General features: G+C 42.0%; 16 protein-coding genes. 12 read left to right on the top strand and 4 right to left on the bottom strand.

Going from position 1 to position 17,198, the window contains the following annotated elements; translation table 11 throughout:
• Positions 1–203: 203 nt before the first annotated feature.
• The 10 genes from HMPREF9420_RS13490 (at position 204) to HMPREF9420_RS08325 (ending at position 9,892) form a co-directional block, all read left to right on the top strand.
• Complete coding sequence (locus tag HMPREF9420_RS13490) at positions 204–464, top strand: tetrahydrofolate synthase (RefSeq protein WP_081457457.1); 261 nt, start codon at positions 204–206, stop codon at positions 462–464.
• A gap of 77 nt (positions 465–541) precedes the next feature.
• A complete protein-coding gene (locus HMPREF9420_RS13945) occupies positions 542–691 on the top strand; it encodes a hypothetical protein (protein WP_007135165.1) in 150 nt (49 codons plus the stop codon).
• A gap of 84 nt (positions 692–775) precedes the next feature.
• A complete protein-coding gene (locus tag HMPREF9420_RS13480) occupies positions 776–1,036 on the top strand; it encodes a tetrahydrofolate synthase (protein ID WP_248628098.1) in 261 nt (86 codons plus the stop codon).
• Between the two features lie 560 nt (positions 1,037–1,596).
• Entirely contained in the window at positions 1,597–2,400 is an 804-nt protein-coding gene (locus HMPREF9420_RS08355) for a gluconate 5-dehydrogenase (RefSeq protein ID WP_007135163.1), read from the top strand.
• A gap of 525 nt (positions 2,401–2,925) precedes the next feature.
• On the top strand, positions 2,926–4,311 hold the full coding sequence (locus HMPREF9420_RS08350) for a DUF6242 domain-containing protein (RefSeq protein ID WP_007135161.1): 1,386 nt from the start codon (positions 2,926–2,928) through the stop codon (positions 4,309–4,311).
• A 9-nt stretch (positions 4,312–4,320) separates the two neighbouring features.
• Complete coding sequence (porG, locus tag HMPREF9420_RS08345) at positions 4,321–5,004, top strand: type IX secretion system protein PorG (RefSeq protein WP_044078864.1); 684 nt, start codon at positions 4,321–4,323, stop codon at positions 5,002–5,004.
• Positions 5,005–5,118: 114 nt separating this feature from the next.
• The gene (locus HMPREF9420_RS08340) at positions 5,119–5,862 is read left to right on the top strand and encodes an isoprenyl transferase (protein WP_007135159.1); all 744 of its coding nucleotides are present in this window, start codon (positions 5,119–5,121) and stop codon (positions 5,860–5,862) included.
• Between the two features lie 54 nt (positions 5,863–5,916).
• A complete protein-coding gene (locus HMPREF9420_RS08335; RefSeq protein ID WP_007135158.1) occupies positions 5,917–8,550 on the top strand; it encodes a BamA/OMP85 family outer membrane protein in 2,634 nt (877 codons plus the stop codon).
• Between the two features lie 169 nt (positions 8,551–8,719).
• Positions 8,720–9,259: an OmpH/Skp family outer membrane protein gene (locus tag HMPREF9420_RS08330; RefSeq protein WP_007135157.1), complete on the top strand. Its 540-nt coding sequence runs from the start codon at positions 8,720–8,722 to the stop codon at positions 9,257–9,259.
• Positions 9,260–9,391: 132 nt separating this feature from the next.
• The gene (locus tag HMPREF9420_RS08325) at positions 9,392–9,892 is read left to right on the top strand and encodes an OmpH/Skp family outer membrane protein (RefSeq protein ID WP_007135155.1); all 501 of its coding nucleotides are present in this window, start codon (positions 9,392–9,394) and stop codon (positions 9,890–9,892) included.
• A 634-nt stretch (positions 9,893–10,526) separates the two neighbouring features.
• Here the strand turns inward: HMPREF9420_RS08325 and secDF are convergent.
• From secDF to HMPREF9420_RS08310, 3 genes are all read right to left on the bottom strand, one after another.
• Complete coding sequence (gene secDF, locus HMPREF9420_RS08320; RefSeq protein ID WP_007135154.1) at positions 10,527–13,517, bottom strand: protein translocase subunit SecDF; 2,991 nt, start codon at positions 13,515–13,517, stop codon at positions 10,527–10,529.
• 129 nt (positions 13,518–13,646) lie between these two features.
• Positions 13,647–14,738: an endonuclease/exonuclease/phosphatase family protein gene (locus HMPREF9420_RS08315; protein WP_007135153.1), complete on the bottom strand. Its 1,092-nt coding sequence runs from the start codon at positions 14,736–14,738 to the stop codon at positions 13,647–13,649.
• Positions 14,739–14,749: 11 nt separating this feature from the next.
• Positions 14,750–15,709: a rhomboid family intramembrane serine protease gene (locus HMPREF9420_RS08310; RefSeq protein WP_007135152.1), complete on the bottom strand. Its 960-nt coding sequence runs from the start codon at positions 15,707–15,709 to the stop codon at positions 14,750–14,752.
• Between the two features lie 216 nt (positions 15,710–15,925).
• On the opposite strand from HMPREF9420_RS08310, the gene HMPREF9420_RS08305 reads away from it, so the two are divergent.
• The gene (locus tag HMPREF9420_RS08305; RefSeq protein ID WP_007135151.1) at positions 15,926–16,201 is read left to right on the top strand and encodes an HU family DNA-binding protein; all 276 of its coding nucleotides are present in this window, start codon (positions 15,926–15,928) and stop codon (positions 16,199–16,201) included.
• A 470-nt stretch (positions 16,202–16,671) separates the two neighbouring features.
• Entirely contained in the window at positions 16,672–16,809 is a 138-nt protein-coding gene (locus tag HMPREF9420_RS13475; RefSeq protein WP_007135150.1) for a hypothetical protein, read from the top strand.
• Between the two features lie 4 nt (positions 16,810–16,813).
• Here HMPREF9420_RS13475 and HMPREF9420_RS14245 read toward each other — a convergent pair whose 3' ends face one another.
• Positions 16,814–16,969, bottom strand: a complete 156-nt coding sequence (locus tag HMPREF9420_RS14245) for a hypothetical protein (RefSeq protein WP_007135149.1) — start codon at positions 16,967–16,969, stop codon at positions 16,814–16,816.
• Positions 16,970–17,198: the final 229 nt, after the last annotated feature.

Raw genomic sequence — 17,198 nt, 5'->3', positions numbered from 1 at the left:
TTCATGGCGGATTAATCCGAAAAAGCGCAACACCTATGGCGTTGTTCCCCACACACCATACCTCAACCCAGGGTAGCCTGCACTATCGTTTGGCAACCCTGGGCTATCAAAAGCGCAACACCTACGGCGTTGATACGTGCATTTTGTAATACAATTAATGCCAATATACGAATAATTATGTAGCAAAATGCACCAATATTTCAATGGATTTATCTACCATGGTGAATGTTGTAACCACGCAATGCCGTCGGTATTGCACCATTATTCCAATGAAAGAATTTTGCAATATAAATGCCCTCATAGTGCAACGCCGTAGGTGTCACACTAATATTTCAATAGATGCATCTATTGCCATGAATGTTCTCACCACGCAACTCGGTACGAGTTGTTCTTTTGATAGCCCAGGGTTGGTGAGGAACGAGCCTACCCTGGGTGAGCATTCGCAAGGAGATTCAACGCCATAAGTGTTGAGCTTTTTCTGTGAAGGCACGCTTACAATGAAACCTTTCATAGCGGATTAATCCGAAAAAGCGCAACACCGATGGCGTTGTTCCACGCACAACATACCCTAACCCAGGGTAGCCTGCACTATCGTTTGGCAACCCTGGGCTATCAAAAGTACAACGCTTACAGCGTTGAGAAATGCGTATTGATTTATTATTTATGGCATGATTCAATGGTATATCAATGAAAACGTATCACAATTAATTCATTAATACAAATCAAAAAATTGTTTATTAATCACTGATGCCGTAGAAATCATGCCAATATTCCGATGAATGTATTCACCATTATGAATGTTGTAACGATACAACGCCGTATGTTTTATGTCGGTATTCCAATGAATGTATTTGGCAATAAAAATGACCTCATGGTGCAACGCTGTAGATTTTATGCCAGCATTTCAATGATTACATTTACCATGATGAATGTTCTCACCATGCAACGCCGTAGGTGTTGTTCTTTTGATAGCCCGGGGTTGGCGAGGGACGAGCCTACCCTGGGTAAGCATTCGCAAGGGGATTCAACGCTGTAAGTGTTGAGCTTTTTCTTTGAAGACATGGTTATAGCAAGGGGATTCATGACGAATTAATCAAAAGAACCGCAACACCTACGGCGTTGTTCCTCACACAACATATACTAACCCAGGGTAGCCTGCACTATCGTTTGGCAACCTTAGGCTATCAAAAGCGTAACACCTACGGCGTTGATTAATAAAAACCATAATATAATTTGCGTCATTTTATGCGATAATCTACGTCATTTCATGCGATAAAATACGGCAAATTACGCGATGATTTGCCCCAAATCATTTAACCTTTAATTATCAACCTCATTACAACTCCTAATCAACCCTCAAATAACCCCCTCCATTTCAAAAACTAACTACTCCCCTCTCTCTTCGGGGAGGGGCTGGGGGTGAGGCTTTATTTGCTTCAACCCACTCTACACTTCACTCCAAAACAAAACATACAATCAAAGTATTTGACAAACAAACCGGCTTTCATACTTTTTAACTTCGATAGATTTGTGTACCCTGAAATCTATTCGTATATTTGCAACATCTACGTTATTAACTCGAAACAATACTAAAACATGGACACGTTTTCTAAGAGATTTTCTTTAGAAGGAAAAGTAGCCTTGGTGACAGGAGCTGCTTATGGTATCGGATTTGCTATTGCTGAAGCTTATGCTTTGGCTGGGGCAAAGGTGGCTTTCAATTGCCGCAGTCAAGAGCATTTAGACAAAGCGCTGGCTGACTACAAAGCAAAAGGCATTGATGCACATGGATATATTGCGGACGTTACCGACGAAACGCAGGTAAAAGCGCTTGTAGCGAAGGTGGAAAATGAGCTCGGAACGATTGATATTCTCGTCAATAATGCTGGTATTATCAAGCGTATTCCAATGGAAGAAATGAGTGTTGAGGACTTCCGTCAAGTCATAGACATCGATCTTAACGCCCCTTTCATTGTCTCAAAAGCCGTTATCCCAGGCATGAAACGCAAGGGACATGGAAAGATTATCAATATATGTTCGATGATGAGTGAGCTGGGACGCGAGACGGTTAGTGCTTATGCAGCAGCCAAAGGCGGTCTAAAGATGCTCACACGCAACATTTGTTCGGAGTTTGGTGAACACAATATACAATGCAACGGCATAGGACCGGGCTATATTGCAACGCCACAAACCGCTCCACTTCGTGAGCTTCAAGCAGACGGAAGCCGTCATCCCTTCGACCGATTCATTATTAGTAAGACCCCCGCGGCACGTTGGGGCACGCCCGAAGACCTAATGGGTCCCGCTGTGTTCTTAGCCTCAAATGCGAGTGATTTCATTAATGGTCACATCTTATATGTTGATGGTGGCATTCTCGCTTATATCGGAAAACAACCTTAACTGAGTCATAGGGCGTTGTCGCTTGTTAGACAACGCCAGCTCAATGACAATTAAACACATTATGTTTTGAAACACGTTCGACTATGTTTTTAGTCGTTCAGTTGTTATATGCTATTCGTTTGAAGTCACGAATAAAGACTTCAAACGAAATACATGTATCTTTTTTACACATCAGAGGATGATTTATTAGTGTGTAAAACAGCTTAAAAAGAACCTTGATTTAGGTGAAACTAAGCACCTTATTCACATGAACAATCTTACCATAAAGCCCCATGAGAAAGACAGGTAGAGCCACCCCATGCCAATTGTAAAGGCAAAGCACATTATATGTAAAAGCAAACGAGGTTGCTTGTTGACTGCAAACACGCTTTGTAAAACAACCTTAAAAAACAAAAGAATAATCATTATTTTACATAATAATAGTACAGAATAGTGGCCTATTTGCAGAATTCTGCTTAAATTTGCAATCAAAAACCTGTGAGACAAGGTGTCAATGCAGGAAAAAGATAACATAAACTACGTAGAATGAAGACCAAACTTTTGTCCTTTACTGCGCTATTCTCCGCTCTATTAGCCTTTACTTCATGTCTCAAAGGCAATGATGATGAGGGCACAACTTACGATGATTCAGCGATTACAGCGTTTTCTTTGGGGACACTGAAGTATACAAAACATGCGAAGACGAAAGCCGGAGCAGACACTATTATCCATACAACGTTGAACGCAAGTAGCTATAAATTCTATATCGATCAAATGAATCGAGAGATTTATAACGTTGATTCCTTGCCCTATGGAGTGGATGTTCGCAAGGCACTTTGTACGATTGCAGCCAAGAACGGAGGTTCTGTGGTATTGAAAAGCATGACTTCTGACTCGCTGAAATTCTATGTAACAACAGACTCTTTGGACTTTTCTAAACCAAGAACGCTCATTGTTTACAGCCAAAGCGGTAAGTATAATCGTAGTTATACGGTAAAAGTCAACGTGCATAAGACGCAGGTTGGTCGTTTTGTTTGGCAGTCGACAACAGGGCAAGACAGCCGTTTGGGGGCACTCTCTGCCATGAAAGCGGTAACGAAGAATGGCAAAGTGTATGTCATGGGCACGGAAAATGGTACAACAAAACTCTATGTTACATCGTCTAATCAGATACAAAGTTGGCAGCAACTCAGCCCTGACAAGACACTCGATGCACAGGCTTCAAGCAATCTTATAGCTTTTGATGGCTTCCTTTATACATATAGTGGCGGACAGATTTTGCGCAGTCAAGATGGTCAGTCATGGGAAACAAGAGGCTCTGTTACCTTGAAGCAGTTGGTCGGCGGTGTCAATGGAGTGCTCTATGGCGTTGGAAATAGCGACATGATGAAGTCGGAAGACGGCGGAACAAGCTGGAGTATAGACACAACGAATGGCGATTTAAGTGAATTACCAAGTCAAAATATTCATTTGTTCAGCTTTGCTTCAAAAGTGAATGCTGGCGTTTATAATCTTGTGATGGTAGGAAACGCACCGACAACCAATGATGTTCTCGGCGCAAAGGTATGGGGAAAACAAATTGATCCCAACCAACCTGCACAACCATGGAGATTCTATGGTTTGGACGAACCAGCGTATGTAGCTCCTAGTTTGACCCATCTTCAGATTGTTAGTGTGGGAGATGACCTCATCGCACTTGGCGGAAAAGGACTCGGAAACTATCAAGCAAAGGCCTTTGAAAGCTTCTTTGTCAGCGAAGGTCAAGGGCTTGGATGGAAAAAAGACGACCGAATCACCTTACCAGAAGGCTTTGAAAGCAGTGAGACTTCATTTGCTATGGTCGTAGACGAGCATCAAGACCTTTGGTTGATTGCTGGTGGAAGTGGCAAGATTTGGAAAGGTAACTTAGCTGGATTGATACTGAAGAAATAGGCAATAGAGATGCAACGCGCGATGCTTCTACTCATCATGCTGGCTACAATGCTTGGCATGAGAGCCCAAACCGATGATGAATATCTCATGGAAGTGGGCGGAGGCTTAGGCATAATGGGTTATTTGGGCGACTACAATAACATGCTTACGCGAGATCTTCAGCCTATGATGACGGTGTTTGTACGCCGTAATCTCAATGCATATATGGCGCTTCGGTTAGATGCTTCGATAGGAACACTCAAGGGAAATGAACGTGATGTGCGAACCATTTACCCTTCATCGTCAGCATCACCCTATCATTTCAGTAACAAACTAACGGATGTTAGTCTGATGTATGAATACAATTTCTGGCCTTATGGCACTGGAAAAGACTACTACGGAGCAAAGCGTTTGACTCCATTTCTATTTATAGGAGTGGGTGGAACCTATGCAAGTGGTGATGGAACAAACGTCTTTACAGCAAATATTCCAATAGGCGTTGGCCTGAAATATAAGATAGGTACGCGCGTGAATGCAGGCATAGCATGGGCCATGCACTTTGCAATGAGCGACAAACTTGATGGGAGGAAAGATCCGTATGGAATCACTTCGTCGGGCATTTTCAAGAATAAAGATTGCTATTCTGCCCTGCAACTTACACTAAGTTATAGCTTTATGCCGAAATGTACGACGTGTAACAAGGATATGAAATAGGTGCTTTGGCACGATAAAATAGGTGCTTTTACACGATAAAATGAGTTATTTTGAATCGCAAAGTGACTTGTTTTGCAGTGTAAAGAGACGCAAAACAGAATATAAAACGAAGATATGGAAGCTTCATTAGATAGGACACGAATTCCCAAACACATTGCCATTATCATGGATGGCAATGGGCGTTGGGCAGCAGAAAGAGGCAAACCACGCAGCTATGGACATCAAGCTGGCGTGGATGCAGTGCGTAGAATCACGTCGGAAGCTACGCGATTAGGAGTTAAATTCCTTACGCTTTATACCTTTTCTACTGAGAATTGGAACCGTCCTGCAGACGAAATAAGTGCCTTAATGGGCTTAGTGCTCACATCACTTGAGGATGAAATCTTCATGAAGAATAACGTAAGGTTTCGTGTTATCGGTGATAGAAAGAGACTTCCTGCCGAAGTTGAGCAGAAACTTAGAGAGACAGAAGAGCATACAAAGACTAATTCTGCGATGACAATGGTTGTGGCTTTGAGTTATAGTGCACGTTGGGAGATGGCGCAAGCCATGCGAGAACTCCTCACGGAACATAAGGATAAGTCTCTTGCTCCGGAAGAAATCACGGAAGAAATCATTAGCCGTCATCTGCAAACAAGCTTCATGCCAGACCCAGAACTGCTGATACGTACGGGCGGAGAACTACGGATTAGCAACTTCCTTTTATGGCAGATTGCCTACTCGGAGCTATATTTTTGTGATACATATTGGCCCGACTTTAATGAAGACGACTTGCATAAAGCCATCCTGAGTTACCAGAATCGTCAGCGGAGATTTGGCAAAACAGAAGCTCAGATAGAAGCCGAAGCAGAAAAATAAGAATGCTTTGACAAGCGAATAAGAACGAAACAGCAATAAGAAACATCATTGGTAATGAACAATATAAAGAAAGTTTTTATCATCTTCGCAGCGGGATTGACAAGTGCTGTCCCTGCTTTTGCACAGGACAAGATACTATATCCTGATATCTCTTATGCCGGAACACCGCGCTCTTGCATTATCGGTGGCATTAATATCTCGGGAGTTCAAGGCTACGAAGACTACATGTTGTCTGGTATTTCGGGACTACAAGTAGGCCAAGAGATTACAGTTCCTGGGGCCGATATCACGAATGCAGTGAAACGTTACTGGCGTCATGGCCTCTTTTCTGACGTTCAGATTTCGGCCGATTCAATCGTTGGGCGAAAGATTTACTTGCATATCGCGTTGAAAACTCGTCCACGCGTGTCGGTGATTAACTATGAAGGACTGAAAAAAAGCGAACGAGAAGACATGGAAAATAAGCTCGGTCTGCTCAAAGGTTCACAGATAACACCGAACATGATAGACCGCGCGAAGATCTTAGCAAAGAAGTATTTCGACGACAAGGGATTCAAAAATGCGGAAATAACAATACGACAGAGGGATGATGTAGCTAATAAAGGCAACGTGATTCTTGATGTTATCGTAGATAAAAAGGAAAAGATGAAGGTGAGAAACATCTTCATTGAAGGCAACAAAGCATTGAGTTTGTCGAAGATTAAAGGTGGACTTTTTAAGAAAGGAGCCTTTTCTAAGACCCACGAAGCAGGCAAATTAGGCTCTTTCCTCAAGGCAAAGAAGTTCACACCTGAACGCTGGGAGACCGACAAAAAGAATCTGATTGAGAAATATAATGAATATGGTTATCGCGACGCTACTATCCTTAAAGACAGTGTTTGGAATGTAGATCCGAAACATGTTGATATCTATTTAAAGGTAGACGAAGGTCAAAAGTATTACCTTCGCAATATTACTTGGGTCGGAAACACAGTCTACCCAACACTAAGATTGAATGCAATCTTAGGCTTAAAGAAGGGAGATGTCTACAATCAAAAGCTTCTTGAGAAGCGTGTTTCCAAGGATGATGACGCCGTAGCTAACTTATATTACAACAACGGATACGTCTTCTCCAGCATTAATCCGACTGAAGTGAACATCGATGGTGACTCTATTGATCTTGAAATGCGTGTCACAGAAGGTCCTCAAGCCTATCTAAGTCATGTGCGCATCAATGGTAACACCCGTCTATATGAGAACGTTGTACGCCGTGAACTGCGTACAAAGCCAGGAGATTTATTCTCTCGTGAGGCACTAATGCGCTCGCTTCGAGAGATTCAGTCCATGGGACATTTCGACCCAGAGAAGAGTAGTCAGCCCGACGTTAAGCCCAATCCAGAGGATGGAACAGTGGACATTAACTACAACTTGGAACAGAAAAGTAATGACCAAATAGAGTTTTCTTTGGGATGGGGACAAACAGGTGTGATAGGTAAAGTAGGCTTAAAGTTGAACAACTTCTCAATGGCAAACCTCTTCAGAAAGAACAAAGAACACCGCGGAATCATGCCAATCGGTGACGGAGAGGTGTTGAGTCTTAGTGCACAGACAAACGGAACATATTATCAAAGCTATAATGCAAGCTACTCAACCAACTGGCTTGGCGGCAAACGTCCTAACCAATTCAGCGTTGGAGTGTACTTTAGTAAGATGACAGATGTATCAAGTAGCTACTACAATGATGCCTACCGCATGAACTATCTAAACTCTTACTACAGCGGATATGGCTATGGTTATGGCAACTATAACAACAACTATTACGAGAACTACTATGACCCTGATACCTACATGCGCATGTATGGTGTCAGCATTGGTTGGGGAAAGCGTCTCCGTTGGCCTGATGATTACTTCGTACTCTCGGCACAATTGGCTTACCAACGCTATGAATTGAAGAACTGGAAGTATTTCTTGATGACGAATGGAGCTGCAAACAACCTCAACTTGAGCATCTCTTTAAGTCGCACTTCAACGGATAATCCTCTCTTCCCACGCCGTGGTTCAGAGTTCACTGCAAGTGTAACCCTCACCCCACCATGGAGTGTTTGGAGTCACAAAGACTACAAAAACCTGGCTATGAACCCTTATTCTCCAACCTATTCTGCCGAACAACAGGAGAAGTATCGTTGGGTTGAATACCACAAATGGAAGTTTAAGGCAAAGACTTATACGGCATTAAGCGGCGGACAAAAGTGCTTTGTACTGATGACTCGCATTGAGATGGGCTTGTTAGGAAGCTATAACAAGTACAAGAAGAGCCCCTTTGAAACCTACTATGTGGGTGGAGATGGCATGAGCGGATACTCTTCAAGCTACGCCGATGAGACCATAGGACTACGTGGTTATGACAATGGTTCGCTCGCATATAACGGCTATGCATACGACCGATTCACGCTTGAGTTGCGCTATCCATTCTTATTAGGCAACACAACTATCTATGGATTAGGCTTTGTTGAAGCCGGAAACGCTTGGTCGGATACTAAATATTTCAACCCGTTTGATATGAAACGAAGTGCCGGTCTCGGTGTACGTATCTACCTTCCAATGGTTGGTTTGATGGGTATTGACTGGGCTTATGGCTTCGATAAGGATAATGTCAACGGAAAGAAAGGCGGAAGTCAGTTCCACTTCATCCTCGGACAAGAGTTCTAAGTCTGTGGACGAGTGGACAAGTTAACGCGTTTACGAGTGATGTGTTCACTGAGCTTTAAGCTTATTGGGTACAGATGCTCGTGCAGATTATAAACAGATGAATAGACAAGCCAACAATAAACACGTTTACTTGTACACTTGTCTACTCATCAACTAAAAACAAACAGATATGAAAAAAACATTTTATAACAAGGCACTAAGGTTCATGTTACCTTTCTTCCTGCTCACACTTTTACCATCGTCTGCCTCTGCACAGAAGTTCGCTTTAGTCGATATGGAATATATTTTCAAGAATATTCCAGCCTATGAACGTGCAAACGAGCAACTAAATCAAGTCAGTCGGAAGTGGCAAGCAGAGGTAGAGGCGCTCAATACCGAAGCAAGTACGATGTATAAGAACTATCAGAACGAGTCGGTTTTCCTCTCTCAAGAGCAGAAAAAGACTAAACAAGAGCAGATAATGAACAAAGAAAAGGCCGCAGCCGACTTGAAAAAGAAATACTTTGGGCCTGAAGGTGAGTTGTTCAAAAAGCGAGAAGCCTTGATGGCGCCTATCCAAGAGGAAGTCTATAACGCTGTAAAAGAGATATCAGAACTACGTGGTTACAGCCTTGTTGTCGATCGTTCGAGTGACCAAGGCATCATCTTCGGCAGCCCAAAAATAGACATTTCCAACGAGGTTTTACAGAAATTGGGATACAGCCGCTAAGCTTTCAGCCCACTCTCTGACACTAAACAGGAGACCAAGCGCGTCATAGCTATTGCTGAAATGACAAAAAGCAGTCTCAAGAATGCATCAAATAAAAAATGATTATATAACAAACAATAAAACGAAAACAAAATGAAAAAGATTCTTTTAATGATGTTGATGTTCGCTCCTCTTGCGACATTCGCACAGAAATTTGGTCACATCAACGCACAGGAAGTAATGTCTCAGATGCCTGAATTCATCAAGGCACGTGGCGAAATGGAAGCAAAAGCAAAGCAGTTTGAGAATGATCTCAAAGCAATGCAAGACGAATTGCAGCGTAAAAGCCAAGACTATGAGAAGAATAAGTCTACAATGAACGCTACAAAGCAGCAGGAAACTGAGAACGAACTCAATGGGCTCTATCAGAAATATCAGCAGGCTTTGCAAGACAATCAACAGACTTTGTCTAAGGAACAGCAGGAGAAAATGCAACCTATCACTACCAAATTGGTTAACGCTATCAAAGCTGTCGGCAAGGCAGGTGGCTATGTTTACATCATGGATGTAAGCTCTGGCATCCCTTATATCAGCGATACTTTGAGCAAAGATGTTACTGCTGAGGTGAAAGCTCAACTCAACAAAATGAAGTAAACGAAGCTAACATACAGTTCAAAAGGGGCGGAATTTGATTCCGCCCCTTTCTTTTTAAAGAGAGAGAAAGCCTCTCCCACAATCCCAATGCACAGAGATTAAAGAGAGAAAAGGCCTCTCCCCCAACCCCTCTCAGAAGAGAGAGGGGAGTAATATGATTTATTATGGATGGTGTGTTCGGATAAAACACGGGAGAAAAGACTTAAATCCATGATAAAACCACCCATCACCCACCTCATAATCTCCCTGCATTTTTAAGAAAAACTCACTATATACTACATTCTTTCTAAATGTAATCGTTTAATCAAGGGAGAATCGTTCCTCATCAATCGCAGGCTATCAAAAGCACAACCCATACAGCGTAGCACATTAAAACTTTTATGGTGGCAGTATGGTTGATAATAAAGAGCAAAATGAAATGAGCCTAATTGTCGTGTAATATGATAGGTTTTAGCGCGTTAAATGACGCAAATCATCGCACGAAATGACACAGATTGTTTGATGAGTAAAGAGCCTTAGCTTATATTTCCAATATGGATTGAAAAGAAAAAAGTCTGCAAACGCACTTGCATTTGCAGACTTTTATCATTTAAGGAGTAACACCACTGAGGATGTTACACCTTGTTTTGAATCATTATTTCTGTTCTTCCGCCCCAAGAGCAACCTCTTCTAAGCGGCGGTCTTTAATCGTTTTACCCATGAAGAGGTAAGCGATTGGCGAAGCAATGAAGATTGATGAGAGCGTACCGAATACCACACCAAGAGTCATAGCGAAAGCAAACGGCTGAATACTCTTACCACCTAACAACAGAATTACTACCAATACGATCAACGTAGAGAAGCCCGTGTTGATGGTACGTGCCAATGTTTGGTTGATAGAATCATTGAAAACTTTCTGTACATCCTGTTTTGGATGGAGACGGAAGTTCTCACGAATACGGTCGAACACAACCACTTTATCGTTGATAGAGTAACCAATGACGGTCAAAACTGCACCAATAAACGTCTGATCGACCTCTAAAGAGAATGGTAACAATCCTTGAAGCAGTGAGAAGAATCCTACAACCGTCAAGGCATCGAAAATCAAAGCGATGGTTGAACCGGCTGAGAAGGCCACGTTGCGGAAGCGTATAAGGATATAAAGGAAGATGGCAACGAGTGCGATAATGACACTGATGATAGCGCCATAAGTTACATCCTTAGCCACAGAAGGACCTACTTTAGAACTACTTATGATAGAACCTCCGGTGCGAACATCAGGATTTTTGAACGCCTGTACACTCTTTTGAGAAACTAAACCAGCCTGTTTCAAGCCCTGATATAACTTACTTTCGGCCTCATCATCAACCGTAGGACTGTTAGATTCTATCTTATAGTTGGTTGAGATTCGAATCGTTCTATTGTCTGTTCCGAGTGAAAGAGCGTTGGTAGTACAGCCTGGGAACACATGTGTTAAGACTTCACGTACCTGCTCAGGCTCGGTTGGTTTCTCGAACTGTACAACGTAGTTACGACCTCCAGTGAAGTCAATGCTCTGAGAAAGTCCGCGAACAAAGAAGCTACCTATAAAGACAACAGCAGCTAAAATGGCTATAGTGAAGGTGCCTTTATACATGGACATGAACTTATAATCCTTATTCTGCATAAGGTTTTTACTAACACTTGTCCAGTACTTTAGATTCATCCAACGGTCTTTGTTGAGTTGATGTTCAAAAACAAGTCTTGTCAAGAACACAGCACTGAAGAACGAACAAACAATACCTATAATCCAAGTTGTCGCGAAACCTTGGATAGGTCCGGTTCCGAAGACATAGAGGATAACACCGGTTATGAGTGAAGTTAAGTTAGAATCAAAGATAGCTGAGAAGGCATTACTATATCCCGCGGCGACTGCTTGCTTCATTCCTTTGCCCGCTCTTAGCTCTTCTTTGATGCGTTCATAGATAAGAACGTTGGCGTCGACTGCCGTACCTAACGACAGAACCATACCTGCAATACCCGACATTGTCAATGCCGCCTGGAACGAAGTGAGTATACCGAGCGTGAAGAACACGTTAACTATCAACGCCGCATTAGCGATCATACCTGGTATAAAGTTATACATCAGCACCATATAGATAATCAACAGCACGAAGGCGATTGCGAAAGAGATGATTCCTTGCTGTATAGATGCGGCACCGAGTGTAGGACCTACCACCTCTTCTTGAACGATTCGAGCAGGTGCTGGCATACGACCTGACTTCAAAGTATTGGCAAGGTCTTTCGTCATTTCTACGGTAAAGTTACCAGAAATAGCACTTGAGCCACCATCAATCTCACCATTTACGCGTGGAGCAGAGTACACTGCATTATCCAAAACGATAGCAATGGCCTTACCAACATTAGCTTTTGTCAGCGCAGCCCAACGGCGTGCACCTTCTGTATTCATAGTCATGTTGACCTCAGGTTGGCCTGTTACATGATTGAACTCATCCTTTGCATCAACTACAACGTCGCCCTGTAGAGGAGCTTGTCCGTTACTTGATGAAACCTTTATAGCGTAAAGACCATAAATATTCTTAGCTTTGATACCATCTTCTGGCGTTGCACTCCAAAGCAATTTGAGGTCGGTTGGAAGAATCTGCTTAGCAGTTTGTCCATAGATTAACTTGCTAATAGCAGCTGTATCGCGTACACTTGCATAACCAACGAGTGCCAAAGAGTTCTGTCCTGTGGTCTGAAGCATTGCCAACAATGGGTGTTGTTTCTTCGCAGCTTCCATCTGTGCATTGCTCTTTTGAGTAGGAGTCTCGTCGTCATTATTCTTCAATTGTAACTTAACCTTCTTTGCATCAGCCTTCTTAATGGCCTTCTTTACAGCGGTAGTATCATTAGAAGCGTCGTTCGCAAGACGGCTATCAAGTTGTTGCAAATAAGGAATTACCTCGTCAGCATTGTATGTTTCCCAGAACTCCAGATTCGCACTACCCTGTAAAAGCTTACGCATGCGCTCAGGTTCTTTGATACCTGGCATCTCAACCATAATGCGACCAGTCTGTCCTTCGAGTTTCTGAATGTTGGGTTGTACAACTCCAAACTTATCAATACGAGTGCGTACAACGTTGAAAGAGTTATCAATTGCAGCCTGAACTTCCTGTCGTAACACCTTCTCTACTTCTGAATCAGTGCTCTGTGGATTGATTTTACCTTGTAATTGCTGTGTAGCAAAAAGCTCAGCAAGGCGATGTCCCGGTGCATTTTGATGATAATACTTCACAAAAAGTGATATAAAATCACTCTGACTCGTCTCTTCTTCAGTGCGAGCTTGCTTCATTGATTTAACAAAAGCGGGGTCCGTCTTGTGATCTGCCAACGTTTCCAATACATCGGGAACAGAGATTTCAAGAATCACATTCATACCACCTTTGAGGTCAAGTCCCAGTCCTATCTGGGTCTCCAAGCACTTTTGATAGGAGTAAATGCCCAAATACTTCACAGAATCTTTATAATCCTGTCTCGCAATTGGGTCTTTAATCTTTGCAGCTTGGCTGTCATAGTAACCTGTGGCAACCGAGAATGAAAGATAGAAAATGCTTGCAAGCGTCAGAAGAACAGCTGTACAAATTACAATTCCTTTGTTTTGCATCTTTTTATTAGTTATTGATTTATTGTTTTTCTAAATTTAATAAGAAAGTTCCTACTATTATATGTAGACGTGCAAAAATACAAAATTTCTTGCAGTCTGTAAAATTTATACGCGTGAAATATATTTTTTTCAACCATTTCCTCGCTTTTTCAACCAGCAAACTATTGGGTAGTGGTCTGATTCTCCAATACTATGGTCGACCTTACAAGCATAAGGTTGCCAATCTTTTGTACACATAATATGATCTATTCGCACATACATTCCTCCAGCATGATAGCTTACTCCCGGACCATTTCCTGTGGAAACATAACAATCAATGAGGTTTTTTGCAATGGTATGTCGAGCATAAGATATGGGCGTATCATTGAAATCGCCACACACTATCATGCTTTTGTCTAAATGATTACTAATATATCGAGCAACTGCATCAGCCTGAACCGCTCGCTTAGCCGAGGCATCTCCAAGCTTATCTACTAAGCGATAAGAAGTTTGTTTGGCTGCCGTCACCTTTAAATCTCCCTTTACTAACGACTTAAACTCACGTTTATCCTCATTGGAAAGTCCCGTAGTTTCAAGGTGGTTATTGACTATAATCACGGTGTCATTCCCTATCTTTACCTCAAAGGCTCCACTCAAATTTCCCTTCGATGGATAGCTAATGCGCTCATGAGAAACAATGGGATATCTACTGTATAAGGCGATACAATCACTCGTTTGCGAATATCTCAGCGTGTCTTTATAAGCATATAATTTATCAAGAACAGCGTCTACACGATGTTGTCCGATTTCATTTGTCATGGCTTCTTGCATACATAAGATATCAGGATGCTGCACTTTAATATATTCCAAGATAGGAAACTTCCCATCAGCATAGCGCTTCCACCCCGCAAAACTCCACACATTATAAGACATTACCTTAATCGCTTTGTTGGGAACTGACTGTGGAATGTTAAATGGAATATAGGTTCTCACAGGACCATAACAAACAAGATAGCCCGCAAGTGGCAACAAAGCACCTTTCTTTTTGAAGCAAAGCCAAAAGGCAAGAAAGCCAAAATTGATAATAAGAAAAACGGGAAAAACGAGTCCGGCATTAGCTAACACCTGATGTTTTATAGGGTTTAAGCGATCCGAATGCCCCACAAGAAGCATCACTAAGATAGTAGCCAGATTGGCTCCAGCCACCATTTGCAAAGAGAATCGTTTCAGATTATGCATCATAGTCGCTGCCGTCAGTTCTTCTTACTACTTTCAAAGAGCCTCCGTTTCTCATCCGCTGAAAGACTATCATAACCACTTTTGCGAATCTTATCAAGGATTCTGTCTACTTCTTCCTGATCTTCTTGCTTGCGACGATTATATTCCCAGTCGCTCTGTCGATTGACATTATCGTCTCCATTGACGTGAGTGGCATTCCCATTTCCCCCTTGTTGCTGCTTACGATGGTCCCATTTACGCTTCAAATTATCAAAGAACTGCTGCCCTTGTAAAGCGTTATTACCAACTCCCGGATGCCTTCTCCAATAACGAATCAAGACGAATCCCACTATCATTCCACCGAGATGAGCCAGGTGAGCCACGTTATCACTCGTCGTCGATAGCGCCATAACAAGTTGTATTCCGGCATATATCATGACGAAAAACTTAGCTTTTATAGGGATGGGGATGGGGATAATAAACAATCGTTCGTTTGGAAACAGCATACCAAATGCCAGCAGTATGGCATAAATAGCACCCGAAGCACCGACTGTAGTCCAGTTATTCAACATCGGAGATAGCTGGTAAGCAATCTGTGGAAGTTGTCCTATCGTGAACGAAGGGATGTGAGATGACACTGTCAAATAGAACGAACAAAACTGTGCTGCCTCTTGAAAGATTCCGGCACCAATACCACATATAATGTAATAAAACAAGAACCTACGCGGTCCCCACACATGTTCTACAACCATACCAAACATCCATAGCGCAAACATATTAAAGAAAATATGTTCTAAGTTGGCATGCATGAACATGTAAGTAAAGAGCTGATAGAATTGAAAATCTGTCGCAAGGAAGAAATGAAGACCAAAGATGTTGTTGAGGTCTATCGGAGTTCCTCCCATGAAACTAACTCTTTGAAGCAGCCACATCAAGATAAACGCAATCACGTTGATGAGGAGAAGGTTCTTCGTTACGGTGGGAATACGCATCATTTGAGTTGATTTTTTATTGTTGTCTAATTGTTATTTGACTGCAAAAATACGAAAAATATCGTTTAAATAGTCCATAGAAAGGCCGTTTCAAGGCAATTTTTACTATTTTATTCCACTTTTTTCGCTTTTTTATTTGATTTATGAAAGGAATCATCTATATTTGCCAAATAAAGTAACGAATTATTCATTAAATAATCATCTAATTAAAACAAAATTATGAACAAAACAGAATTGATCGACAAGATTGCTGCAGGCGCAGGCTTGAGCAAGGCAGAAGCAAAGAAAGCATTAGACGCAACAACAGCTGCTATCAAGGAAGCTCTCGTGAAAGGCGATAAGATTCAGCTCGTAGGTTTTGGCACTTTCAGTGTTAATGAGCGTCCAGCTCGCGAGGGAATCAACCCTGCAACTAAGGCAAAAATCAAGATTGCAGCTAAGAAAGTGGCTAAGTTCAAAGCAGGTGCAGAACTCGCTGACGCTGTAAACGCATAATTGTAAAGATTAATCGCAACTTTATTTACGCGGACTTTTCAATGATTTTCATTGGTGAGTCCGCTTTTCTTTTGAGACAAATCCAATGCCTTTTGCCCAGAAAAATAGCACTCTAATCCGCCGTTTTGATTCACAACTCATCACATTTCAAGTATCATCCTCCTTTACAAAGCCTCACTTCCTCACCTCTATACAGCAAAAGAATGGTCCCACTCCTTTATAAGAACAGAACAAATCAACCATAAATGCACCATCACAAACGATGAAAAGATTTACCACAAAATACTTTTCCACAGCAAATTAAAGTTTACTTTGAATACAATATAAACCTATAAAAATCAATTTCTTATGCCAACTATAAAGAAAAGACACAGGATAGACAACACAATCTCTATCATTTTACACGATAAAGTGCGTCATTTTACGCGATAAAATGACGCAGTTCTTCATGTAAAATAACGCTGTTTATAATGCATTTGCAGTTCAACGCTGAAGGCGTTGTACCTTTCATAGCCCAGGGTTGGCGTCAGCCTACCCTGGGTTATGCGTGTTGTGTGGAGGTCAACGTCGTAGGTGTTGTACATTTTCTGCGTGGAATGCTTCGATAAAATACTAAGGAATAAAAGGTACAACGCCTACAGCGTTGTTGCCACTCGCGGCAAATGACCCAGGGTTGACTTCGCTTTCGCTCGTCAACCTTGGGCTATCAAAGGTACAACACCTACGGCGTTGCGTAGTTGCAACATTAGCAATGGCGAATTCATTCATTGGAATATTGGCACCTTTTGGCGTTTATTTATTCGCATGTTGCCATCAATTGTATTACAAAATACATGTTTCAACGCCGTAGGTGTTGCGCTTTTTTTGATTAATTCGCTATATTTTCTGGCGCAACATAATGTAATTCATGTTATGGATTGAACGTACCAACGCCGTAGGTGTTGCGCTTTTGATAGCCCAGGGTTGCCAAACGATAGTGCAGGCTACCCTGGGTTAA

Source organism: Segatella salivae DSM 15606 (assembly GCF_000185845.1).
In the GTDB taxonomy this organism is placed as follows: domain Bacteria; phylum Bacteroidota; class Bacteroidia; order Bacteroidales; family Bacteroidaceae; genus Prevotella; species Prevotella salivae.
This window is presented reverse-complemented; position numbering and strand designations above follow the sequence as displayed.